Annotated in this window: 23 protein-coding genes; 15 read left to right on the top strand and 8 right to left on the bottom strand. The window is 68.4% G+C overall.

Features of this window, described 5'->3' with window-relative positions:
• The first annotated feature begins 36 nt into the window (after positions 1-36).
• Complete coding sequence (dnaJ, locus tag ASD43_RS12925) at positions 37-1,152, top strand: molecular chaperone DnaJ (RefSeq protein WP_056418212.1); 1,116 nt, start codon at positions 37-39, stop codon at positions 1,150-1,152.
• An 11-nt stretch (positions 1,153-1,163) separates the two neighbouring features.
• Complete coding sequence (locus ASD43_RS12920; protein ID WP_056418209.1) at positions 1,164-1,892, top strand: 16S rRNA (uracil(1498)-N(3))-methyltransferase; 729 nt, start codon at positions 1,164-1,166, stop codon at positions 1,890-1,892.
• 104 nt (positions 1,893-1,996) lie between these two features.
• On the opposite strand, the gene ASD43_RS12915 is transcribed toward ASD43_RS12920, so the two are convergent.
• Positions 1,997-4,999 (bottom strand): glycine--tRNA ligase, encoded by a 3,003-nt coding sequence (locus ASD43_RS12915; protein ID WP_200946590.1) that lies wholly within the window; start codon positions 4,997-4,999, stop codon positions 1,997-1,999.
• Between the two features lie 244 nt (positions 5,000-5,243).
• Here ASD43_RS12915 and ASD43_RS12910 point away from each other — a divergent pair, with 244 nt between their 5' ends.
• From ASD43_RS12910 to ASD43_RS12885, 6 genes are all read left to right on the top strand, one after another.
• Complete coding sequence (locus tag ASD43_RS12910) at positions 5,244-5,591, top strand: HIT domain-containing protein (protein WP_056418205.1); 348 nt, start codon at positions 5,244-5,246, stop codon at positions 5,589-5,591.
• Between the two features lie 64 nt (positions 5,592-5,655).
• Positions 5,656-6,681 carry a PhoH family protein gene (locus tag ASD43_RS12905; protein ID WP_235564177.1) on the top strand — a complete coding sequence of 342 codons (1,026 nt, stop codon included), beginning with the start codon at positions 5,656-5,658 and terminating at the stop codon, positions 6,679-6,681.
• Between the two features lie 33 nt (positions 6,682-6,714).
• Entirely contained in the window at positions 6,715-7,173 is a 459-nt protein-coding gene (gene ybeY / locus ASD43_RS12900; RefSeq protein ID WP_056418199.1) for an rRNA maturation RNase YbeY, read from the top strand.
• Positions 7,170-8,465 (top strand): hemolysin family protein, encoded by a 1,296-nt coding sequence (locus ASD43_RS12895; protein ID WP_056418196.1) that lies wholly within the window; start codon positions 7,170-7,172, stop codon positions 8,463-8,465. The genes ybeY and ASD43_RS12895 overlap by 4 nt, the downstream gene beginning before the upstream one ends.
• Entirely contained in the window at positions 8,458-9,354 is an 897-nt protein-coding gene (era, locus tag ASD43_RS12890) for a GTPase Era (protein ID WP_056419642.1), read from the top strand. Before ASD43_RS12895 ends, era begins: the two co-directional genes overlap by 8 nt.
• Complete coding sequence (locus ASD43_RS12885; RefSeq protein WP_056418193.1) at positions 9,354-10,298, top strand: NADP-dependent oxidoreductase; 945 nt, start codon at positions 9,354-9,356, stop codon at positions 10,296-10,298. The genes era and ASD43_RS12885 overlap by 1 nt, the downstream gene beginning before the upstream one ends.
• On the opposite strand, the gene ASD43_RS12880 is transcribed toward ASD43_RS12885, so the two are convergent.
• On the bottom strand, positions 10,295-10,933 hold the full coding sequence (locus ASD43_RS12880) for a hypothetical protein (protein ID WP_157550965.1): 639 nt from the start codon (positions 10,931-10,933) through the stop codon (positions 10,295-10,297). The two genes, ASD43_RS12885 and ASD43_RS12880, sit on opposite strands and share 4 nt — an antisense overlap.
• 197 nt (positions 10,934-11,130) lie before the next feature.
• On the opposite strand from ASD43_RS12880, the gene leuA reads away from it, so the two are divergent.
• Positions 11,131-12,885: a 2-isopropylmalate synthase gene (gene leuA, locus ASD43_RS12875; RefSeq protein WP_045254592.1), complete on the top strand. Its 1,755-nt coding sequence runs from the start codon at positions 11,131-11,133 to the stop codon at positions 12,883-12,885.
• A gap of 120 nt (positions 12,886-13,005) precedes the next feature.
• Here leuA and ASD43_RS12870 read toward each other — a convergent pair whose 3' ends face one another.
• Positions 13,006-13,704, bottom strand: a complete 699-nt coding sequence (locus tag ASD43_RS12870) for a trimeric intracellular cation channel family protein (RefSeq protein WP_056418192.1) — start codon at positions 13,702-13,704, stop codon at positions 13,006-13,008.
• Between the two features lie 34 nt (positions 13,705-13,738).
• On the opposite strand from ASD43_RS12870, the gene recO reads away from it, so the two are divergent.
• Both recO and ASD43_RS12860 read left to right on the top strand, forming a co-directional pair.
• The gene (gene recO, locus ASD43_RS12865) at positions 13,739-14,485 is read left to right on the top strand and encodes a DNA repair protein RecO (protein ID WP_045254590.1); all 747 of its coding nucleotides are present in this window, start codon (positions 13,739-13,741) and stop codon (positions 14,483-14,485) included.
• Complete coding sequence (locus ASD43_RS12860; RefSeq protein WP_056418189.1) at positions 14,482-15,282, top strand: isoprenyl transferase; 801 nt, start codon at positions 14,482-14,484, stop codon at positions 15,280-15,282. The genes recO and ASD43_RS12860 overlap by 4 nt, the downstream gene beginning before the upstream one ends.
• Here the strand turns inward: ASD43_RS12860 and ASD43_RS12855 are convergent.
• From ASD43_RS12855 to ASD43_RS12845, 3 genes are all read right to left on the bottom strand, one after another.
• Positions 15,225-15,902: an AAA family ATPase gene (locus tag ASD43_RS12855; protein WP_082539387.1), complete on the bottom strand. Its 678-nt coding sequence runs from the start codon at positions 15,900-15,902 to the stop codon at positions 15,225-15,227. The genes ASD43_RS12860 and ASD43_RS12855 overlap by 58 nt on opposite strands.
• An 8-nt stretch (positions 15,903-15,910) precedes the next feature.
• A complete protein-coding gene (locus tag ASD43_RS12850; protein WP_045254588.1) occupies positions 15,911-16,486 on the bottom strand; it encodes an ATPase AAA in 576 nt (191 codons plus the stop codon).
• 277 nt (positions 16,487-16,763) lie between these two features.
• Positions 16,764-17,060: a GIY-YIG nuclease family protein gene (locus ASD43_RS12845; RefSeq protein WP_056418185.1), complete on the bottom strand. Its 297-nt coding sequence runs from the start codon at positions 17,058-17,060 to the stop codon at positions 16,764-16,766.
• Positions 17,061-17,293: 233 nt separating this feature from the next.
• Here ASD43_RS12845 and ASD43_RS12840 point away from each other — a divergent pair, with 233 nt between their 5' ends.
• Positions 17,294-17,980, top strand: a complete 687-nt coding sequence (locus ASD43_RS12840) for a DsbA family oxidoreductase (protein ID WP_056418181.1) — start codon at positions 17,294-17,296, stop codon at positions 17,978-17,980.
• Positions 17,981-17,983: 3 nt separating this feature from the next.
• Here the strand turns inward: ASD43_RS12840 and ASD43_RS12835 are convergent, their stop codons facing one another.
• Both ASD43_RS12835 and ASD43_RS12830 read right to left on the bottom strand, forming a co-directional pair.
• Entirely contained in the window at positions 17,984-18,763 is a 780-nt protein-coding gene (locus tag ASD43_RS12835) for a phosphotransferase enzyme family protein (RefSeq protein ID WP_056418178.1), read from the bottom strand.
• A 37-nt stretch (positions 18,764-18,800) separates the two neighbouring features.
• Positions 18,801-19,295 carry a glutathione peroxidase gene (locus tag ASD43_RS12830; RefSeq protein WP_045254584.1) on the bottom strand — a complete coding sequence of 165 codons (495 nt, stop codon included), beginning with the start codon at positions 19,293-19,295 and terminating at the stop codon, positions 18,801-18,803.
• A gap of 59 nt (positions 19,296-19,354) precedes the next feature.
• Between ASD43_RS12830 and dusB the strand changes: the two genes are divergently transcribed.
• From dusB to dnaG, 3 genes are read left to right on the top strand one after another with little or no spacing between them, the layout of a single operon-like run.
• Positions 19,355-20,509, top strand: a complete 1,155-nt coding sequence (dusB, locus tag ASD43_RS12825; RefSeq protein WP_056418175.1) for a tRNA dihydrouridine synthase DusB — start codon at positions 19,355-19,357, stop codon at positions 20,507-20,509.
• Complete coding sequence (locus tag ASD43_RS12820) at positions 20,499-21,893, top strand: deoxyguanosinetriphosphate triphosphohydrolase (RefSeq protein WP_056418169.1); 1,395 nt, start codon at positions 20,499-20,501, stop codon at positions 21,891-21,893. The genes dusB and ASD43_RS12820 overlap by 11 nt, the downstream gene beginning before the upstream one ends.
• A complete protein-coding gene (dnaG, locus tag ASD43_RS12815; protein WP_056418166.1) occupies positions 21,893-23,758 on the top strand; it encodes a DNA primase in 1,866 nt (621 codons plus the stop codon). The genes ASD43_RS12820 and dnaG overlap by 1 nt, the downstream gene beginning before the upstream one ends.
• Positions 23,759-23,768 lie beyond the last annotated feature (10 nt).

Genomic DNA, 23,768 nt, shown 5'->3' with positions numbered 1-23,768 from the left:
GGGCGCTCACACAACGACACACCTGGAAGGGCCAACGTGGCAGACCACTATGAGGTATTGGGCGTCTCCCGTGACGCCTCCACCGACGAGATCAAGAAGGCCTATCGACGCCTCGCCCGTCAGCTTCACCCCGACGTGAACCCCGGCGAGGACGCGGCCGAGAAGTTCAAGCTCGTCACGCACGCCTACGACGTGCTGAGCGACGACGACTCCCGCCGTCGGTACGACATGGGCGGTGGCGACGGAGCAGCCGGGAACTTCAGCGGTTTCGGCGGTTTCGGCGACATCTTCGAGACGTTCTTCGGCGCCGGTCAGGGCGGCGGACGCGGAGCACGTCCGCGGTCACGACGGGAGCGCGGACAGGATGCACTCGTTCGCGTCACTCTCGACCTGGGCGACGTGGTCTTCGGCGCCCACCGGGACATCGAGGTCGACACGGCCGTGCTCTGCGAGACGTGCAACGGATCGTGCTGCCAGGAGGGCACCTCGCCGGTCACCTGCGACATCTGCGGCGGATCCGGCCATGTGCAGCGACAGGTGCGCAGCCTGCTCGGCAACGTCGTCACCTCTCAGCCCTGCGGCACCTGCGAGGGCTACGGAACGACGATTCCGTACCCCTGCGGCACGTGCGGGGGACAGGGACGCGTGCGCTCCCGCCGCACCGTCTCGCTGGACATCCCCGCCGGTGTGGAGACCGGACTGCGGTTGCAGCTGCCCGGCTCCGGAGAGGTCGGCAAGGCGGGCGGCCCGCACGGCGACCTGTACGTCGAGGTCACGGTCAACCCGCACCCGACCTTCAGCCGCGACGGCGATGACCTGCTCGCGACCCTCGAGGTGTCGATGCCGGATGCCGTGCTCGGCACCGAGACGACGATCCAGGGACTCGACGGAGAGGTCGAGCTGGAGATCCGGTCCGGCGTGCAGTCCGGCGACGTGCTGACGATCAAGGGGCGTGGCATCACGCCTCTGCGCGGCACGCAGCGCGGTGACCTGCGGGTGGGCGTGCAGGTGGTCACGCCTACGAAGCTCGATTCGGCGCAGCGCGCGCTCATCGAGGACTTCGCCAAGAAGACCAAGGCTCCGGGACCCCAGCTGGCGCAGTTCCAGCAGGGCCTGTTCTCGAAGCTCCGCGACCGCTTCCGTACGCACTGATCGGGGCACCGATGGCTCTGCACTTCCTGCTCGCGTCCGCCTCCGACGCCGCGGTCGGCGACGTCGTGACGCTCACGGGAGGCGAGGCCAAGCACGCCGCTGTCGTCCGCCGGCTCCGCGTCGGCGAATCCGTGACGATCGGCGACGGGGCGGGAGTCTGGCTCACCGGCGTCGCCGAGCAGGTCTCGCCGTCATCGGTCGACGTCCGTGTGTCGTCTCGCTCCGAGGAGCCTGCGCCGCGGCCCCGGATCGTTCTGGTGCAGGCTCTGGCGAAGGGCGATCGCGACGAGCTCGCCGTGCAGGCCGCGTGCGAGCTCGGCGTCGACGAGATCGTGCCGTGGCAGGCGGGCCGCAGCGTCTCGCGGTGGGACGGGCCGAAGGCCGTGAAGGGACGCGAGCGCTGGGCGACCATCGTCCGTGAGGCGGCGAAGCAGGCGCACCGCTCCTGGGTTCCGGAGGTCTCGACTCCCGTGACGACGGCCGAACTCGCCGTTCGCGCCTCGACGCAACGGATGCTTCTGCTCGATCCGGGTGCGCCGACGCGCCTGTCGGACCTCGAGCCCGACGACCGTGACCTCGTGCTGGTGGTCGGTCCCGAGGGCGGTATCGCCGACGACGAGCTCGCTCGACTCTCGGATGCCGGCGCGGAGCGGATGCTGCTGGGGCGGACGGTGCTGCGCACCTCGACCGCCGGTCCGGCCGCGATCGCGGTGCTCTCGGTCGCACTCGGCCGCTGGTGACGCGGGCATAGCCGGACGAGAGTATGAGCAGAAGAGTGTGAACGCGAGAGGGTGCGCATCCGATGGATGCGCACCCTCTCGCGTGTGTCCGTCTACGCGGCGGCTCAGGGGACGAGCGGCTTGAGCTCCGCCCAGTCCGCCTGCGTCCTGGCGTGACCGGCGATGACGCCGAGCAGTCCGAGGCGCGCACGACGCACCTGAGGGTCGTCGTCGAGCACCCGCACCTCGCCGAAGAAGCGATCGATGTGCGGCGCGAGGTCCCGCAGGGCGGTCAGGAACGTGTCGATGCCCGCGGAGCCCGCGAGGGCGTCGTCGAAACGACGCACCTCGGCGGCGAACGCCGCGTCTTCGGCGGACCCGCCGTCGGCGATCTCACCGGCGACGTCGGCCGGCGTGATGTTCACGACGCGCAGCAGGGCCTCGAACTCCGCTGTGAAGTTCTCGGAGCCGAGCCAGGATTCGATCGCCTCGATGGCGTGATCCGCTGCACTCGGGCTGTCGACCAGAGGCAGCGCGGCGCGCACGACGGCGATCTCATGCCCCTCGGACGTCAGCTGCTGCGAGTACCGCTTGCCCAGCACGTCGAGGACGGCCGCGCGAACGGCATCCGATACCTCGAGTCCCTGCACGGCGAGACCGGATGCCGCGTGCGAGATGCCTTCAGCGATCGAGATGCCCAGCTCGGGCCGGCTGCGCAGGACGGCGATGATGCCGCCGGCGATCCGGCGGATGCCGAACGGATCGGAGCTTCCTGTCGAGCTGATGCCGACGGTCGTCAGCCCGGTGAGCAGGTCGAATCGATCGGCGAGCGAGAGCACGGCACCGGGCACGGTCTCGGGAAGAGCGGCGCCCGAGAAGCGCGGTCGCTCCATCTCCTCGAGGGCGGTGCTGGTGGCCTCGTCATAGCCCGCGCGCGCGGCGTACTCCTTCGCCATGGTGCCGGCGAGGCCGGAGAACTCGATGACGAGCTGCGAGGCGAGGTCGAACTTCGCGACGGCACCCGCCGAGCGGACGACCGTCGCGGCCTGCGCGTCGAGGTCGGCGATCTCGGCGAACTCCGAGGCGAGCGCCTCGATGCGGCGCGAGCGGTCGAGGAAGGATCCCAGTCGGTCCTCGACGAGGAGCTTGTCGAGCATCAACCGGAACTGCTCGGGGGTCTTCTCGAGGTCGGCGCGCCAGAAGAACTTCGCATCCTCGAACCGGGCACGCAGGACGTTCTCGTTGCCGCCGCGGACCACGGCCTCGTCGAACGGACCGTTGGCGACGATGATGAACGAGTTGCTCAGCGCCCCGTCGACCCAGATCGGCAGATAGCGCTGGTGCTTCTTCATCACCGTCGTGAGCACCGACGAGGGCACCTCGAGGTACTCGGCGCTGAACGAGCCCAGCAGGGGGCCCGGTGCTTCGACCAGGTCGGTGATCTCGTCGATCAGGCCGGCATCGCCCTCGATGTCGATGGTGCCGCCCACGGACGCGGCCAGCTTCTCGGCGGCGTCGACGATGAGCTCGCGGCGAGCATCGCGGTCGAGGATGATGTGCTCGTCGCGCAGGATGCTGTCGAAGTCCTCGAGCGAGGTGACCTCGCGGACGGGCGGCTCACTCGTGCGGAGTACACGGGTGGTGCGGGCGGACGTCACCTGCGAGACGGCGAGCGGGATCTCCACCGTCCCCCAGAGGGCGAGGAGCCAGCGGATCGGTCGGGCGTAGCTGAGCTCGGGGTCGGACCAGCGGATGTTCTTGTCCGCGCGCAGACCGCCCACGACCTGCTCGAACACCGTCGACAGGACCTCGGTCACGGGGCGCCCGGGCAGCGTGCGGGTGACCGCGACATGGCGGACGCCGTTGACGTCGACCTCGACGATCTCCTCGACGGCGGCGCCGTTCTTGCGGAGGAATCCGTTCAGCGCGTTCGTCGGAGCGCCGGCCTCGTCGAACGCCGCGGTCCACCGGGGACCGCGCGCGACGTGCTCGAGTTCGGACTCGACGGAGGGGACACCCGAGATCCGCACCACCACACGGCGCGGCGTGCTGTCGACGCGAAGGTCGTCGAAGGCCAGACGCGTGCTCGCGAATGCCGTCGTCAGCAGCTCGCGCACGGTCACGGTGATCGCGGGGACCTCCGATGCGGGCAGCTCTTCGAGGCCGATCTCGAACAGCACATCCGCGGGGGCCGCATCGGGGGACACGGTGGGCGCGTCGGCGCGGGAGAGGGCCTCGGGAGCCTGAGCGACACCGAGCGGGTGATCGAGCTCGTCGCGGATCTCGACCCACAGACGTGCGCAGTCGCGCACCAGGTTGCGCATCAGCGAGAAGGCCTTGGTGCGCTCCGTCGTGCTCACGGCACCGCGTGCGTCGAGGATGTTGAACGCATGGCTGCACTTGAGGGCGAAGCTGTACGCCGGCACGGGCAGGCGGTTCTCGACGAGCCTGCGTGCCTCGAGGGCATAGGCGTCGAAGAGCGCGCGAGAGGTCTCGATGTCGGCGTCGTCGAGGTAGTACCGGCTCATCTCGTACTCGGACTGGCCGAAGATCTCGCCGTAGGAGACGCCGTCGGAGTACTCGATGTCCTTGAAGTGATCGACGCCCTGGAGCGCCATCAGGATCCGCTCGAGTCCGTAGGTGATCTCCACCGGGATCGGGCTGAGGTTGAGACCGCCGAGCTGCTGGAAGTAGGTGAACTGGGTGATCTCCATGCCGTCGAGCCAGACCTCCCAGCCCAACCCCCAGGCGCCGAGTGCGGGGGAGGCCCAGTTGTCCTCGACGAAGCGGACGTCGTGGGCGTGCAGGTCGACGCCGATGGCCTCGAGGCTCTTGAGGTAGAGCTCCTGCGGGTTGCCCGGTTCGGGCTTGAGGATGACCTGGAACTGGTGGTGCGTCTGCAGACGGTTGGGGTTCAGTCCGTAGCGCGAGTCGTCCGGACGCACGCTGGGCTCGACGTACGCGACCTTCCACGGCTCGGGACCGAGCACGCGGAGCGCGGTCGAGGGGTTCGCGGTTCCGGCTCCGACCTCTGCGTTCAGAGGCTGCATCACCATGCAGCCGACGCCTGCCCAGTACTCCTGGAGCTTCAAGATCGCATCCTGCATGGAGAGCGCGTGCTTCGTCACCTGTACCTCGGTTTCTCGTACACCCTGACATCGGCCGCTGCGGCCTCGTTGCTCGACGGACGGGGCGCGTCGATGACGCCGAGCGGTGGGTGTCTGCCCATCTTAGCCGTCGAGCCCGAGCGATCCACGCGGCGGGGCGGGGATCGCCGCGGCAGGATTCCGCCCGCCGCACGCGGTCGGCGGGCGTCCGTCCGGGCGGCGGCCGACACGCCGCCGCCGCAGGTGGAGCCACTAAACTGGGGGCATGTCAGCCCCCTCCCTGTTCACCCGCATCCTCGACGGTGAGATCCCCGGTGAGATCGTCGCCGAGGACGAGCGGCTCTTCGTCCTGCGCGACATCAACCCGCAGGCAGCGCTGCACCTGCTGGTCGTCCCCAAGCGCGAGTACGTCGACGTCGTCGAGCTCGCGGCCGACGACCCCGCTCTGCTCGCCGAGATGGTCGCGATGGCCGGCCGACTCGCACGCGAGCACGCCGACGGCGACTTCCGACTCCTCTTCAATGTGGGGGAGAACTCAGGACAGACCGTGCCGCACGTGCACGCGCACGTCCTCGCCGGCGACCTTCGGGAGACGAACCTCGTTGGCCGCTGACATCACTCACGACCCGGCCGACGTCCCGTCCGCTCGGGAGACAATCGCGGTGGACGGGGTGGCCATGGTGCGGCTGCTCGGTCCGCAGGACCGCCTGCTGCGGATGCTCGAGAAGGAGCATCCCGATGTGCAGGTCCTCGTGCGCGGCAATGAGATCACGCTCTCGGGCACGGCCGATGCCGTCGCGAAGGCGAAGAATCTCGTGGAGGAGCTGCTGACCATGACCAGAGCAGGCCACGACCTCGCGCCCAGCGACGTCTCGAGCTCGGCGCGGATGCTGCGCACCGAAGACGGTCCGCGACCGAGCGAGGTGCTCGGCGAGGCGATCCTCTCGACGAGGGGCAAGGTCATCCGGCCCAAGACCGTGGGGCAGAAGGAGTACGTCGACGCGATCGATGAGAACACGATCGTGTTCGGCATCGGTCCCGCCGGCACGGGCAAGACCTACCTGGCCATGGCGAAGGCCGTGCAGGCGCTGCAGCGCAAGGAGGTCACCCGGATCATCCTGACGCGTCCCGCCGTCGAGGCGGGGGAGCGGCTGGGCTTCCTGCCCGGCACGCTGACCGACAAGATCGATCCGTACCTGCGTCCGCTCTACGACGCCCTGAACGAGATGATGGACCCCGAGGTCGTCCCGCGCCTGATGGCGACCGGAACCATCGAGGTCGCACCGCTCGCCTACATGCGGGGGCGCACGCTCAACGACTCCTTCGTCGTGCTCGACGAGGCGCAGAACACCACGCCCGAGCAGATGAAGATGTTCCTCACGCGTCTCGGCTTCGGCTCGAAGATGGTCGTGACCGGTGACATCACCCAGGTCGACCTGCCCCAGGGATCGTCGGGACTCCGCCTCGTCACGCGCGTGCTCGACGGCATCGACGACATCCACTTCGCCCGCCTCACGAGCGACGACGTCGTGCGTCATTCGCTCGTGGGTCGGATCGTCGACGCGTACAGCGAATACGACGAGCAGCGCACCGCCCAGCGCTTCGAACGCGAGCAGGCCGCCGAGTTCGCCAACCGCGCCGAGCGCAGGGGCGCCCAGCGCCCAGGACCCCGAGACCGGAAGCCGAGACGAGGCCTCTCCTGATGAATCGAGCTTTCTGATGAATCGAGCACAGTCATGATCGAGATCAACAACGAGTCGGCCATCGACGTCGACGAGACCGTGCTGCAGCGGCTGACGGACTTCAACCTCGCCCAGCTGCACGTGAGCCCCGACGCCGAGGTGGCGATCGTCCTCGTCGACGAGGCGGCCATGGAGGCGCTGCACGTCCAGTGGATGGACGAGCCCGGTCCCACCGATGTGCTCAGCTTCCCGATGGATGAGCTGCGCCCCGGCACCGAGGATCGTCCGACCGCACCCGGGCTGCTCGGTGACATCGTGCTGTGCCCCCAGGTCGCCGAGACGCAGGCGCAGGCTGCAGGCCACACCCTGATGGACGAGCTGATCCTGCTGACCACCCACGGGCTGCTGCACCTCCTCGGCTTCGATCACGCCGAACCCGATGACGAGCGCGAGATGTTCGGACTGCAGAAGGAGCTGATCCAGGGCTTCGCCGCGTCCGAACGTCGCCGATGACCGCCGCCTTCCTGCTCGCCGCGGCCGTGCTGCTGGTCGCGTTCGGCGGCCTGATGGCCGCGATCGACGCGGCCTTCGGCGTCACATCGCGCTCTGACATCGAGGAGATGGGCACGGAAGGGCGCAATGCCCCCCAGCTCACGCGGATCGCCGCGGACCCCGATGCACACGTCAACTCCGTCGCATTCATCCGCGTCCTGACGGAGACGGCCGCCGCCGTGCTCGTCACGGTCGCCTTCAGCATCCTGTTCGACAACATCTGGTGGGCGATGCTCGCCGCGGCGGTACTGATGACCGGCATCAGCTTCGTGCTGGTCGGGGCGAGCCCGCGATCGTTCGGTCGGCACCACGCCGAGGGGATGCTGCGCGCGAACGCTCCGGTCGTCCGCGCCCTGCGCATCATCCTCGGCCCGCTCGCTCAGGGGCTCGTGGTCCTCGGCAACAGGGTCACACCCGGACGTGGCCGCAGCTCGTTCACGTCGGAGGAGCAGCTGTTGAGCATGGTCGACGAGGCCGCGTCCAACGACCTGATCGAGGCCGACGACCGCGACCTCATCCACTCGGTGTTCGACTTCACCGACCAGTTCGTGCGCGCCGTGATGGTGCCCCGGACCGAGATGGTGACCGTCGACGCGACGGCGACGACCAGCGAGGCGATGACGCTGTTCCTGCAGCGCGGCGTCTCGCGCATGCCGGTCGTCGACGACGACGCCGATGACGTCGTCGGAGTGCTCTACCTCAAGGATCTGGTGCAGTTCGCCTTCCGCGACGAGAACGCGTGGCGGGCGGCATCCATCCGGCCGATCTCCCGCCCGGCGACCTTCGTCCCCGAGTCGATGCGTGCCGAGACGCTGCTGCAGCAGATGAAGCGCGACGCGGTGCACGTGTGCCTCGTCATCGACGAGCACGGCGGGATCTCGGGTCTGGTCACGCTCGAAGACCTCATCGAGGAGCTCGTCGGCGAGATCTCCGACGAGTACGATCAGGTGTCGGCCGAAGTCGTCGAGCTGGGCGACGGACGGTACCGGGTCAGTGCCCGGCTGTCGCTGGAAGATGTCGGCGACCTCTTCGGTCTCGAGCTCGAGGACGAGGACGTGGACTCGATCGGTGGCCTGCTCGGCAAGACGCTGGGCCAGGTCCCGCAACCGGGATCGACGGTGACCGTCGAAGGACTGACCCTCACGGGCGGCGCCTCGCGAGGGCGCGGCCGTGGCATCGCGACGGTGTTCGTGGAACGCTCGGCACAGGATGCGGCAGATGCCGCAGAAGAGAGAGACGCACACGATGACTGAGCAGACGCGAAGCGGGTTCGTGACCTTCGTGGGGCGCCCCAACGTGGGCAAGTCGACTCTCACGAACGCTCTGGTGGGCGAGAAGATCGCCATCACGAGTGAGAAGCCGCAGACGACCCGACGCGCGATCCGCGGGATCGTGAATCGCCCGGACGGGCAGCTCGTCATCGTCGACACACCCGGCATCCACAAGCCACGCACTCTTCTGGGCGAGCGTCTGAACGACCTCGTCGAGCAGGTCCTCGGCGACGTCGACGTGATCGGATTCTGCGTGCCTGCGACCGAGAAGGTCGGCCCCGGCGACCGCCGCATCGCGGCATCGCTCGACGGATACCGCCGCGCCAAGAAGATCGCGATCGTCACGAAGACCGATGCGGCCGGCCGCGATGACATCACCGAGCGTCTCCTGGAGGTCGATGCTCTTCGCGAGGACTGGGATGCGGTCATCCCGATCTCCGCTCTCACGAACGATCAGCTGGAGGTGCTCGCCGACGAGGTGCTCTCGCTGATGCCGGTGGGCCCCGCGCTCTATGAAGAGGGCGTCACGACCGATGAGTCGGAGGAGGACCGCATCGCCGAGATGATCCGTGAGGCGGCGCTCGACGGCGTGCGCGACGAGCTGCCGCACTCGATCGCCGTCGTGATCGACGACATCGCTCCCCGCGAGGGCACGGACCTGACCGACGTGCACGCCTCGATCGTCGTGGAGCGCGACAGCCAGAAGGCGATCATCATCGGACACAAGGGCAAGAGGCTGGCCGACGTCGGCCGTCGCGCCCGCGCCGGCATCGAGGACCTCCTCGGCACGAGGGTGTTCCTGGGCCTGCATGTCAAGGTCGCCAAGGAATGGCAGCGCGACCCGAAGCAGCTCGGACGGCTCGGCTTCTGATGGCGATGCACTGGGTCGCCTCATCGTGGAGCGCACCTGAGGAGTGGGATTTCGTCGAGTACGAGGTTCCCCGACCCGGTGTCGGAGAGATCACCATCGAGGTCCACGCGGCGGGTGTGAATCCCGCGGATGCCAAACACGTCGCCGGCCCTCGGCCGGGAGTCGAGCTGCCGGTGGCGATCGGATACGAGGTGTCGGGTGTGATCACCGCGATCGGTCCCGACACGACGATCGGATCCGGACCGGCCGAGATCGGCGACGAGGTGATCGCCTTCCGCGTGAGCGGCGGGTACGCCACGGCACTCACCATCCCCGCCGAGAAGGCGTTCGCGAAACCGACTCCCCTCAGCCACCCCGAGGCCGCGAACCTGCTGCTCGCGGGCACCACGGCGGCCGAGATGCTCGCGGTCACGGGAGCGGCCCCCGGCGAGACCGTGCTGCTGCACGGGGCATCGGGCGCCGTCGGCGTCAGCGTGCTGCAGCAGGCGGCGCTGCGGGGCATCCGGGTCATCGGCACGGCCGGCACGAGTCGATTCGATGTCGTGCGGCACTTCGGCGGCACGCCCGTCGCCTACGGACCGGGACTCGCGGATCGGGTGCGCGCTGCCTCCGAGGGTGCAGCTGTCGCCGCAGCCCTCGACGCGGTCGGCACCGCCGAGGCCGTCGACGTGTCCCTCGAACTCGTCGCCGACCGTGCGCGCATCGTCACGATCGCCGCCATGGGGAGGGCCGAGGCGGACGGCATCCTCGCGATCGCCGGGTCGATGCCCGCGAGTGCGCGGTTCCGCGACGACATCCGCGGCGAGCTGGTGAGGCTGGCGCAGAACGGTGAACTCGTCGTACCGCTCGCCCGCACCTTCCCTCTCGACGAGGCACCCGCGGCGCTCGCCCTGCTCGCCGAGGGGCACCCCGGCGGCAAGCTCGCCCTGATCCCGGCGCGCTAGTCGATCTCGCGCAGCGCCGAGGTGACGAGCACGACGTCGTCGCCGTAGGCGTCGTCGACGGCATCCTGCAGGGAGCCGTCGTCCCAGACGACCTGGACCCAGACGTACCCCCGCTCCGTCCAGACGCTGAGCGCGTCGGTCCCGAGCGTGGTCGAGAGCTCGTCCTGCACCCGGGCGAGGTCGGCAGCGGACGTCGTCCCCTCGACGCCGTTGGCCGGATCCACCGGGGCCACCGAGTCGTAGAGCGCCAGCATGATGGGCGGGTCGGTGATCGTGTAGCGATGACCGTCATACGTGCCGTAGGCCGCGTACATGCCCCAGGTGGCGTCACCACTGGTGTCGTTGCCGTCGACTCCGTCCCACGTCCACCCGTCCACCGGAACGCCCGAGCATTGCGGCGGGTACGACTCGGCGACCGCGCCGAGGCACAGTTCGACGTCTCCCGCGGCGTCGAGCACCATGCCGGTGCCGATCACACGTCCCTCCGGGGGCGTCACGTCGCCCGCGTCCCAGGCGGGCCGTCCGGAGCTGGTCGGGGCCGGCGACGATCCGGGCGCCGCGGAACAGGCGGCGAGGCCGATCATCCCCGAGAGGACCGCTGCGGCGAGAAGCGTACGTCTGCGCGATGTGCTCATACCTGCCAGTGTCGTCACCGACCGCATCGTCTCACGGGTGCTCCGGAGAATCACAGCGATCCTGCTAGCATGGCCGCATGCCTTTCGGCGGTCTGCTTCTTCTTAGCTGCCGCGACGAGTCCTGAAGCTAGGGCCTTCCTCGTCGCGGCGCTTGTGTTGGCCCGTTCACATATCCGACGAAGAGAAGAAGCCCCATCATGCAGAACACTCAGCGCCCGTCCGCGATGCCGATTCACAAGTACCGGCCGTACAACGAGCAGATCACCGTCGACCTGGCGGACCGCACCTGGCCCGACGCCCGCATCACTGAGGCCCCGCGCTGGTGCGCCGTCGACCTCCGTGACGGCAACCAGGCCCTCATCGACCCGATGTCGCCCGAGCGCAAGCGCGTCATGTTCGAGCTGCTCGTCAGCATGGGCTACAAGGAGATCGAGGTCGGGTTCCCCTCGGCGAGCCAGACCGACTTCGACTTCGTGCGTCAGCTCATCGAAGAGAACCTGATCCCCGACGACGTCACGATCCAGGTGCTGACCCAGGCGCGCGAGCACCTGATCGCTCGCACCTATGAGTCGATCGCCGGCGCGAAGCAGGCGATCGTGCACCTGTACAACTCCACGAGTGTGCTGCAGCGCGAGGTCGTGTTCCGCACCGACAAGCAGGGCATCATCGACATCGCCCTCGAGGGTGCACGTCTGTGCCGCGAGTTCGAGAAGACCATCCCCGACACGAAGGTCTACTACGAGTACTCGCCCGAGAGCTACACCGGGACCGAGCTCGAGTTCGCCGTCGACATCTGCAACCAGGTGATCGAGGTCTTCGAGCCGACTCCCGACCGCAAGGTGATCATCAACCTCCCTGCCACTGTCGAGATGGCGTCTCCCAACGTCTACGCCGATTCGATCGAGTGGATGAGCCGTCACCTCGCGCACCGTGAGAACGTCATCCTCTCGCTGCACCCGCACAACGACCGCGGCACCGCGATCGCGGCCGCGGAGCTCGGCTACATGGCCGGCGCCGACCGCATCGAGGGATGCCTGTTCGGCAACGGGGAGCGCACCGGCAACGTCGACATCGTGGCACTGGGCATCAACCTGTTCACCCAGGGCATCGACCCGCAGATCGACTTCAGCGACATCGACCAGGTCAAGCGCACGGTCGAGTACTGCAACCAGCTGCCCGTGCCGGAGCGCAGCCCCTGGGCCGGTGACCTCGTCTTCACCGCGTTCAGCGGATCGCACCAGGACGCGATCAAGAAGGGCTTCGAGGCCATGGCGGCCCGCGCCGACGCCGAGGGCGTCACGGTCGACGACATCGAGTGGGCGGTGCCCTACCTGCCGGTCGACCCGAAGGATCTCGGACGTTCGTACGAGGCCGTCATCCGCGTCAACTCCCAGTCCGGCAAGGGCGGCGTTGCCTACCTGCTGAAGGCCGACCACGCGATCGACCTGCCCCGCAAGCTGCAGATCGAGTTCTCGGGCGTGGTCCAGACGAAGACCGACGCCGAGGGTGGCGAGGTGACGAGCGAGCAGATCTGGTCGATCTTCAACGACGAGTACCTGCCTGCCGCCGACGAGTCCGCCAAGTGGGGACGCTTCGAGCTGCTCGCGACCCAGACCCGCAGCGACATGTCGGGCGACGTCGTGCTCGATGTGACACTGCGCGATGACGACCAGCAGGTCGCCGTCGCCGGCAACGGCAACGGACCCATCGCGGCGTTCATCGAGGTGCTGCGCGGCCAGGGCTTCGACATCACGCTCTACGACTACGTCGAGCACGCTCTCAGCGCCGGTGGCGACGCACAGGCCGCAGCCTACGTCGAGCTGCAGGTCGGCGACCAGCGCCTGTGGGGCGTCGGCATCGACGGCGACATCTCGACCGCATCCCTCAAGGCGATCGTGTCGGGCGTGAACCGTTCGATCCGCACGCGTCAGCAGGAGCTCGCGGCCGTCTGAGCCGTTCGCCCTTCGTCTCGCTTCGCTCGCTCAGGGGGCGGTGCCCTTCGTCTCGCTTCGCTCGCTCAGGGGGCGGTGCTGTTCCCTGAGCGAGGAGCGGAGCGACGAGACGAAGGGCGCCTAGAGGTCGATGCTGGGCTTGATGATAGGGATCACGCCGGTCTCGGCCGCGACCTTGCGGCGGTAGATGCGGCGCTGCTCGGGGAGCGAGACGTCGAAGCTCACGGCCAGGATGCGGATCACCGCGGTCACGACGATCCCGAGCACTGCCGCGAGCGGAATGGGCACGCCGAAGGCGTTCGAGACGACGATGAACGTGCAGCCGGCGCCGGCGGCCACGGCGTAGAGCGAGCCGACGTGCATGATCGCGGTCGGGAGGCCCATGAGCATGTCGCGCAGCACGCTGCCGCCGACCGCCGCACACACCCCGATGAACACGGCGGGGACGGGCGGGATGCCGAAGGCGATGGCCTTGCTCGTGCCGAAGGCTCCGAACATGCCGATGACGACGGCATCGAGCACGACGATCACCCGGTTGAGGCGCGTGAAGAGCCCCGCCAGCAGCATCCCCAGCAGTGCGGCGCCCGTGGCGGTGATCAGATACCAGTTGTTCTGCAGCGTCGCGGGAGTCTGCCCGAGCAGGATGTCGCGGATGAGTCCGCCGCCCATGCCGATCATGATCCCGATGATGGCGACGCCCAACCAGTCGAGGCGCCGCTGCCCCTGGAATCCGGAGGCGAAGAGCGCGCCCTGCACGCCTCCGAGCCCGACGCCGAGCAGGTCCGCCCAGAGCGGAATGATGAAGAGCGGTTCGGTCACCCCTCTATTCTCCCGCACGGAGGATAATCGAACGGTGCCCACCTACCGAGACGAAGCGGTGATCCTGCGCACCCACAAACTGGGTGAGGCCGATCGCATCGTCACGATGCTCTCGCGGCGGCACGGCAAGATCCGGGCCGTGGCCAAGGGGGTGCGTCGTACCTCGTCGAAGTTCGGCTCGCGTCTCGAGCCGTTCATGGTCGCCGACGTGCAGCTCTATCAGGGGCGCACGCTCGACATCGTGCAGCAGGCCGAGTCTCTCGGGTCGTACGGATCGGACATCGCGGCCCACTACGACAGGTTCACGTCGGCGAACGCGATGGTCGAGACCGCCGATCGACTGAGCGACTCCGAGGCCACCCCCGAGCAGTACCTGCTGCTGGTGGGCGGCTTGCGGGCGCTGTCGCGCGGAGAGCATTCGCCGCGCAGCATCCTGGATTCCTACCTGCTGCGGGTCATGGCGCTGTCGGGCTGGGCGCCGTCGCTCGGCGACTGCGCGCGGTGCGCGGCGCCTGGTCCGCACCAGCACTTCGTCGGTCAGCTGGGCGGAGCGGTATGCCCGAACTGCGCACCGGCGGGCAGCCCGAAGGTGGCCGAGCGGACGCTGTCACTGCTGCGCTCCCTGATGGCCGGGGAGTGGGACGTGATCGATGCCGCGCCGCACGTCGACAACGCGGCCGCATCCGGTCTCGTCGCCGCCTACGCCCAGTGGCATCTGGAGCGCGGCATCCGCTCGCTCGCGCACCTCGTCGCCGACCACCCCCGAGAAGGAGCACGGTGAGTCCCAAGCCGTACACGCACAAGGATGCCGTGGCATACCGCCCCCTGGACTGGACGGGCGTGCAGCCGCCCGCGTTCCCGGCGGTTCCCGCGCACGTCGCGATCGTCATGGACGGGAACGGCCGCTGGGCGAATCGCCGCGGACTCAGCCGTGTCGAGGGTCACAAGGCGGGGGAGGAGGTGCTGCTCGACGTGGTCGCCGGCGCCATCCAAGCCGGAGTGAAACACCTCTCGGTGTACGCGTTCTCGACCGAGAACTGGGCGCGCTCTCCCGAGGAGGTGCGCTTCCTGATGGGGTACAACCGTGACGTGCTCCATCGCCGCCGCGACCAGCTCAACGAGTGGGGTGTGCGCGTGCGCTGGGCCGGCCGCAAGCCGCGGCTGTGGGGCAGCGTGATCAAGGAGCTGCAGTACGCCGAGCAGCTCACGCGTGACAACGACGTGCTCACCCTCACGATGTGCGTGAACTACGGGGGTCGTGTCGAGCTCGTCGACGCGATGCGGTCGATCGCCGCGGATGTCGCGGCCGGTCGGGTCAAGCCGAACGCGATCAGCGAGAAGATGATCAGGCGCAACCTCTACGTGCCGGACATGCCCGACGTCGATCTCTTCCTGCGGAGCTCGGGGGAGCAGCGCACCTCGAACTTCCTGCTGTGGCAGGCCGCCTATGCCGAGATGGTGTTCCTCGACACGCTCTGGCCGGACTTCTCGCGCGAGGAGCTGTGGCGTGCGATCGAGATCTACCTGTCGCGCGACCGGCGCTTCGGCGGGGCGATCGACACTCCCTCCGCCTCCTGAGCGCCCTTCGTCTCGGCGCTGCGCTCCTCGCTCAGGGGCCGCGCCGCGAGACGAAGGGCAGCCTGAGCGTGCAGCCACCGCTCGGTCTCGCGGGGGTGCCTGAGCCTCACGATCGTGAGGTGAGGGAAGCGCTCCCATTTCAGCGGCATCTGGGTCGCCCAGAACCGGCGGGTCTTGGTCTGCCAGGCCAGGATGCTCCGTGCAGGGTCACGGGTCGAGAGCACCTGCCAGACAGGCTTCTCGACGTTGCCGTTGTACATCTCGGTGCGCAGCAGACTTCGGCTCAGCGTGCGACGCAGCAAGCGCGCGCGAACGATCGGCCAGGGGTAGTCGAGCCAGACCACCAGTTGCGCGCGCGGCGTGAGGATCTCGTCGGTGCCCTTGCTCGTGTACTGCCATTCGGTGACCCAGCGGTCCTCTGCGGCGAAGGCCCGCACATCGTCGATGAACGTCGGACGCGGCGTCCAGTTCTCCCCGTGATACAGGGCGTCCATCTCATGGAGATCGATGCTCCAGAGCGTCGAGAGTCGGGCCGCGAGCGTGGTCTTTCCCGACCCCGTGACACCGGCGATCAGCACTCGATCGGGGCGGAGCGGAAGCGGGTCGTCGGCGGACAGCATCCGAGACCTCATGATGCCGGCGCCCGCTCGACATGGCTCAGCCAGGCCTCGAGAGCGCGAGGATGATCGAGGCGAACCACATCCAGATGCGGATGCGTCGCTTCGATGCGAGGCATGCGCTCTGACCATTTGGTGCGCGTGTTCTTCTGCCACCGCAGGATGTCGTTCTCGCCGGTCCATCCATCGCGTTCCCACAGCGCCGGTTCGACGTTGCCGTTCCAGAGCGGCGTGCGGAGCAGCCGCCGCCTCAGCGTGCGGGCCAGCAGGCGTCTCCGCGCGATGCGGTACGGATAGTCGAGCCAGATCACGATCTGTGCCCGCGGGGCGAGGATCTCGTCGGTGCCCTTGCTCGTGTACTGCCATTCGGTGACCCAGCGGTCTTCTGCGGCGAAGGCGCGCACATCGTCGATGAACGTCGGACGCGGCGTCCAGTTCTCCCCGTGGAACAGAGCGTCGATCTCGACGTGGCGCAGATCCCACAACCGGGCCACGCGTCGAGCGAGCGTCGTCTTTCCCGACCCGGTGACACCGGCGATCAGCACGCGCTCGGGGCGGAGCGGAAGCGGGTCGTCAGCGGACAGCATCCGAGAATCCTATCCACGGATCGGGGCGGCACCGTCTCCTGAGCGAGAAGACGAAGGGCGCCCTTCGTCTCGCTGCGCTCGCTCAGGGTGCGGGGGAGGTCGCGCTGGATCAGGGAGGTCCGTCCCCTGAGCGAGGAGCGGAGCGACGAGACGAAGGGCGTCAGCCCGCGCCCTTCGTCTCGCTTCGCTCGCTCAGGGTACGGGGAGGTCGAGCTGGATCAGGGGGCGGGGGAGGTCCGTCCCCTGAGCGAGGAGCGGAGCGACGAGACGAAGGGCGTCAATCCGCACTCGACGGATCGCGGTGGCGTCTGCTCCATCCTGGAAGCTCGTCGTAGCGCCCCTCGATGAGAAGGCGCTTCTTGGCTCTTGTCCACCCGTGTATGCGCCGCTCCCACCCGTAGGCATCGTCGATGCGAGCGAACTCAGAACTCCACCCGAGCTCGACAGGACGACGGCGGCGCGTGTAGTCGCACCCCTCGCCGAACTGATGCTCCGCGAGACGCCGTTCGAGGTCGAGCGTGCTTCCGGTGTAGAAGCTCCCATCGCGGCACTGGAGGATGTAGACGAACGGCATCCGAGGACGCTACCGACTTTCAGGCATCGGGAAGGGCGCTGTCCACAGGCCGTGCGGTGCGGGGGTGCGCCCTTCGTCTCGCTGCGCTCGCTCAGGGGGCGGGGTGCGGGGTGCGCTCGGGGGTGCGCCCTTCGTCTCGCTGCGCTCGCTCAGGGTGCGGGGTGTGGTGCGGTCGCTCGCGGTGCGGGGGACGCGACGGAATAGTGGAGACGAGGATGCGGTTGGATGTGAGTGTGACTGAAGCCATCTCGATCGACATCTGGTCCGACATCGCCTGCCCCTGGTGCTACATCGGCAAGCGCAACCTCGAGAAGGGACTGGAAGCCGTCGCCGGAGATGACGACGCTCCGCAGGTGAACATCACCTTCCACTCGTTCGAACTCTCGCCCGACACCCCCGTCGACTTCGACGGCGATGAGGTCGACTTCCTCGCCGGCCACAAGGGCATGCCCCGCGACCAGGTCGAGCAGATGCTCGCGAACGTGACCGGAGTCGCCGAGAAGGCGGGTCTGCAGTACCGGTTCGATCTGCTGCAGCACACCAACACCGTCAAGGCGCATGAACTGCTGCACTTCGCCAAGGCCGAGGGCGTCCAGCACGAGATGGAGGAGCGCCTGATGTCGGCCTACTTCACCGAGGGCAAGCACGTCGGCCGCATCGACGACCTGGTCGAGCTCGCCGGCGACGTCGGACTCAACCCCGACGACACCCGTGAGGCCCTCGTGTCGGGACGTCACCTCTCGGACGTCCGCCAGGATCAGGCGCAGGCGCAGGCCTATGGAATCCAGGGCGTCCCGTTCTTCGTGATCGACGGCCAGTACGGCATCAGCGGCGCTCAGCCGCCGGCCGCCTTCGAGAACGTGCTGCGTGATCTCTGGGCCAAGCGGGGCGAAACCGAGACCGAAGCCACGGCCGTCTAGCGGTCAGGCCCCTTCAGAGGTCGAGGCGGGCCGAGTCGCGGTCAGCGCGTCGAGCCAGGTCTGCTGATTCGCGCCGACGTAGTCGACGACCGCAGCCCAGTAGGAGCCGTGGCTATCCGCGAACATGGATGACCACGGCTCACGGCCGTGCGAATGCGCGGTGGTCAGCAGCTCGAGCATCGCCGCGGCGCGTCGGTGCATCATCAGGGGCAGTCGCGTCCTGAACTCGGCAGAGGCGCCGTAGCCGTCGACGAATGCGCGGAGACCGTCAGCGGCATCCCGAGGCGCGGCTTCGAGGACCGAGAGCGTGAAGGTCTGGGCCGCATAGGCGAGATCCCACAGCCGGGTGCTCGGTGCCGCGGCATCCCAATCGATGAAGACCCATCGGTCTCCGATGACGAGATTCCAGGGCGCGAGATCGTTGTGGCACACGATCTGCGCGTCCGGGGCAGGGATGGCGGTATCCCAACGCGCGTCAGCGGGAGGAGTGAAGGTCTCGCTCGCGTCGTGTATGGCGCGAACCATCCCGCCGACGCGATGCAACCCGTCCGCGCTCAGCGGGCCGCCGTCGATCGCGAGCGGCCCGGGTATGAACTCGACGCGCTGGCGTCCGCGCTCGTCTCGACCGAGCGGCGTCGGAACCTCGACACCTCGATCCTGCACATGCGACATGAAGGCATGGACGCTCGGCGTCGAGGCGCTCCACTGCTTTCGGACGGTGTCGCCGACTCGGGTGACGATCCCGGTCGCGTTGCCGCCGGACAGCGCTCGCTCGTCATCCATGCGCAGACACCATCCCGCCGACAGCAGCGCCCAGGGCCTAGCGGGTCAGGGCGGCTTCGATCGCGCCGACGATCTCGGGGTCGTTCGGCTTCTGCTTGGGCCGGAACCGGACGACCTCTCCGTCGGGGAGCACGAGGAACTTCTCGAAGTTCCACTCGACGCGGCCGGCCTTGCCGCCGGCATCCGGCGTCTCCTTCAGCGTCTTGTAGAGCTCGGTGGCGTTCTTGCCGTTGACCTTCACCTTGTCGTTGATCGGGAACGTCACGCCGTAGGTGGTGGAGCAGAACTCGAGGATGCTGTCGACCGAACCCGGCTCCTGTCCGAAGAACTGGTTGCACGGGAACCCCACGACGCTGAAGCCGCGGTCGCCGTACAGGCGCTGCAGTTCCTCGAGCTGCTCGTACTGCGGGGTCAATCCGCATTTCGACGCCACGTTGACGACGAGAACCACGTCGGCGCCGAGGTCGTCGAGGGTCTTCTCGTTGCCGTCGGCGTCGGTGAAGGGGATGGAGCGGACTGCGGGATCGGTCATATTCACAGCTTAGATCGATGCGCCGAGACCGGCTCCATGTCTGGGAGAATGGAGGGGATATGACTCTCGCCACCGCATCCGCTCGCACCCTTCGCATCGGTCCGATCGCTCTCGACGTGCCGGTCGTCCTCGCACCCATGGCGGGCATCACCAACACGGCGTTCCGTCGCCTCTGCCGCGAGTACGGCGCGGGCCTCTATGTGAGCGAGATGATCACGTCCCGTGCGCTGGTCGAGCGCAACGAGACGACCATGCGTCTCATCCGTCACCACGAGTCCGAGACCCCGCGCTCCATCCAGCTCTACGGCGTCGATCCGCACACGATCTCCGAGGCGGTGCGCATCATCGTCGCCGAGGACCACGCCGACCACATCGACCTGAACTTCGGCTGCCCGGTGCCGAAGGTCACACGCAAGGGCGGCGGGGCGGCGCTGCCGTGGAAGAGCTCGCTCTTCTCGCAGATCGTCACGCAGGCCGTGAAGGCCGCGGGCGATGTGCCGTTGACCATCAAGATGCGCAAGGGCATCGATCCCGATCACCTGACCTTCCTCGACGCCGGCCGGGCGGCGGAGGATGCGGGGGTCTCAGCGATCGCCCTGCACGCCCGCACCGCGAGCGAGTTCTACTCCGGCTTCGCCGATTGGAACGCGATCGGCGAGCTCAAGCAGGCCGTGACCAGCGTCCCTGTTCTCGGCAACGGCGACATCTGGTCCGCCGCCGACGCGGTGCGCATGATGGAGCAGACGGACTGCGACGGCGTCGTCGTCGGGCGCGGGTGCCTGGGGCGTCCCTGGCTGTTCGGTGAACTCGCCGAGGCGTTCGGAGCCGAGTCGCACCCCGTCGATGCGACCCTCGGATTCGTGGCGAACGCCTTCCGTCGCCACGCCGAGCTGCTCGTCGAGTTCTTCGAAGACGAGGACCGCGGATGCCGCGACGTCCGCAAGCACGTCGCCTGGTACTTCAAGGGGTATCCGGTCGGCGGCGACATCCGCACCGGCCTCGCGACGGCGTCGAGCCTCGCCGAGATCGACGACCTGCTCGGTCAGCTCGACCACAGCGCTCCCTACCCCGGTGCGGATGCCGAGGGCCAGCGCGGTCGTTCGGGTCGCCCCAAGCGGCCTGCGCTGCCGGACAAGTGGCTGGAGTCGCGGGAGCTCGCGGCATCGGCATCCGAGATGATGCGAGGGGCGGAGATCGAGAACAGTGGCGGCTGATCCTCAGGCACACACAGCAGGCGGTCGATCGGACGGCTACGACCCCCGTGACGCCGAGCGCTTCTTCGCCGAGACCCATCGCTCGGCCCGCGGTGACTTCGCCCGTGACAGGGCGAGGGTTCTGCACTCCGCAGCGCTGCGCCGTCTCGCCGCGAAGACGCAGGTGCTCAGTCCCGCCAGCACGGCGGACTTCGCCCGCAACCGCCTGACGCACTCGCTCGAGGTCGCGCAGGTCGGCCGTGAGCTCGCGACGGAGCTCGGCGTCTCGGCCGACGTGGTCGACACCGCGTGCCTCAGCCACGACCTGGGACACCCGCCGTTCGGACACAACGGCGAGAGGGCGCTCAACGAATGGGCCGAGCCGATCGGCGGTTTCGAGGGCAATGCGCAATCCCTCCGCATCCTCACCCGGCTCGAGGCCAAGGCCATCGACGATGACGGGCAGTCCGTCGGCCTCAACCTCACCAGGGCGAGCCTCGACGCGACCTGCAAGTACCCGTGGACGGTCGATCACCCGGTCCCCGACCCCGGCGGTCGTCTGAAGTTCGGCGTGTACCCCGACGATGAGGCGGTTTTCCGGTGGATGCGCGAGGGCGCTCCGGGGCGGCTGCGCTGCATCGAGGCCGAGGTGATGGATCTCTCGGACGACATCGGCTATTCGGTCCATGACTTCGAGGACGCGATCCTCAACGGCTACGTCGATGTCGCCCAGCTCTCGGATCCACGTCAGCACGAGGCGCTGATCGACCGCATCCAGCAGTGGGTGGGATACGACTTCACTCGTGACGAGCTCGCCGATGCGCTCTACCGACTCGCGTCGCAGCCGATGTGGCTGGGGTCGTTCGATCGGTCCCGTCGCGATCTCGCCCGTCTCAAGAACCTCACCAGCGACTTCATCGGCCGGTTCGCCCGCGCGGCCGTGTCGGCCACGCGCGAGGCCTACGCGGGACCCGCTCTCGTGCGGTACAACGCGCATGTCGTCGTGCCCCGGGTGATCGAAGCCGAGATCGCCGTGCTCAAGGGGATCATGGGTCAGGCGATCGTGACGATCGACGCTCGCAAGGGCGTGTACAAGGAGCAGCGTCGCGTGCTCAAGCGGCTCGCCGATGCGCTCTGGTCGACGGACGCCCTGTGGTCTGCGGGAGCGGATGTGCTCGAGCCCGCCTTCTCCGCCGACTTCATGGCGGCGACGACGGATGCGGAGCGCGCCCGCGTGATCGTCGATCAGATCGCGAGTCTCACCGACCAGAGCGCGATCGACTGGCACAACAGGCTCGTCGGCGAGATCGATCCGGCCGAGGTCGGCATCTGGACGCCGCGGCACGCCCGACCGGGGGCGACCCCGCACGCACCGCGTCGGGTCGTCGTCGAAGAGGTGGGCTGATGCCCCTCATCCGCCAGGCCGACGTCGACGAGGTCAAGGCGCGCACGAACATCGCCGACATCGTCGGAGAGCGCGTCGCGCTCAAGTCAGCGGGCGTCGGGTCGCTCAAGGGGCTCTGCCCCTTCCACGACGAGAAGAGCCCGAGCTTCCACGTGCGGCCCCAGGTGGGCTACTACCACTGCTTCGGATGCGGCGCATCGGGTGACGTCTACTCCTTCCTCCGCGAGATGGATCACGTCAGCTTCACCGAAGCCGTCGAGCGACTCGCCGGCCGTGTCGGCTTCGCGCTGCACTACGAAGACGGCGGATCGGCACCGGAGACGAGCGGACGCAGCCGCCTGTACGCCGCCAACACGGCCGCGGCGGAGTACTTCCGGGGTCAGCTACTCACCGCGGATGCCGAGGAGGGGCGTCGCTTCCTGGGTGAGCGTGGCTTCGACGCCGGAGCCGCGGCGCACTTCGGTGTCGGCTTCGCCCCCCGTGGGTGGGACAAGATGCTCAAGGCGCTCACGGCGCAGGGCTTCACGCGCGACGAACTGAGCACCGCAGGCCTCGTCTCCACGGGTCAGCGCGGCGTGTACGACCGGTTCCGCGGCCGTCTGGTGTGGCCCATCCGCGACGTGTCAGGGCAGACGATCGGATTCGGCGCCCGCAAGCTGTTCGACGACGACAAGGGTCCGAAGTACCTGAACACCCCCGAGACCCCGATCTACAAGAAGGCTCAGGTGCTGTACGGCCTCGATCTCGCCAAGCGCGACATCGCCCGTGGCGACCCTCGCCGGGTCGTGGTGGTCGAGGGATACACCGACGTGATGGCCTGCCATCTGGCGGGTCTCACTACGGCGATCGCGACCTGCGGCACGGCATTCGGTACCGATCACATCAAGGTGCTGCGCCGCGTCATGGGAGACGACAACGCCTCGGGCGAAGTGGTCTTCACCTTCGACGGTGACGAGGCCGGTCAGAAGGCGGCTCTGAGGGCGTTCACCGAGGATGATCGCTTCAATGCGCAGACGTTCGTGGCCGTCGCCCCGGACGGCCTCGATCCCTGCGATCTGCGACTGCAGCGCGGCGACGCCGCCGTGCGCTCTCTCATGGAGACCAAGCAGCCGATGTTCGAGTTCGCCATCGACCGCAAGCTGAGCGGCTTCGATCTCGCCACCGTCGAGGGGCGGGTCGGTGCCCTGCGTGCCGCGGCGCCGATCGTCGCCGAGATCCGCGACCGCCTGCTGCGCCCCGGCTACGAGCGCGTCCTCGCCCGCCGCCTCGGCATGGATCCGACCGAGGTTCACAGTGAGGTCGAGCGGGCGGCTCGCGGGGGAGCGCAGACGTCGCGCCACGAGACGGTCACCCGGCACGACACCGCATCCGATTCCGGGGCGGGTTCCGCACTCGCACCGGTGACGCTCGCGAGCCTGCCCCGCACCGCCGACGTCGCTGTCGAGCGGGATGCATTGATGGGAGCGCTGCAGTACGGGCACCAGGTCGATCAGGCGCTGCTCGCACGTGCGCTCGGCGCTCCGTTCCGCACGCCGGGTCTCGATGCCGTGCGCGAGGCGGTCGCCGCCGCCCCCGATCGCACCCGATCGGGCTGGGTGACGGATGCCGTGAACTCGGTGCGCGAGCCGTACCGTTCGCTCGCGGGAGAGCTGCTGATGACGCCGTTCCCTGCACGCAACGAAGAGGGTGCGGTCGCATCGACGACCGACCTCGCCCGTCGTCTGATCATGCGGAGCCTCCAGCAGGAGAAGGAGGAGCTGCTCGGTGCCGTGCAGCGGGTGCCGGCGGATTCCGACGGAGGACGCGCGTTGCGGATGCGTCTGAGAGACATCGACGTCGAGCGTCAGCGGTTCACCGAGTCGTAACGGACTCCGT

Origin of the sequence: Microbacterium sp. Root553 (genome assembly GCF_001426995.1) — a bacterium.
Taxonomy (GTDB): Bacteria; Actinomycetota; Actinomycetes; order Actinomycetales; family Microbacteriaceae; genus Microbacterium.
This window is presented reverse-complemented; position numbering and strand designations above follow the sequence as displayed.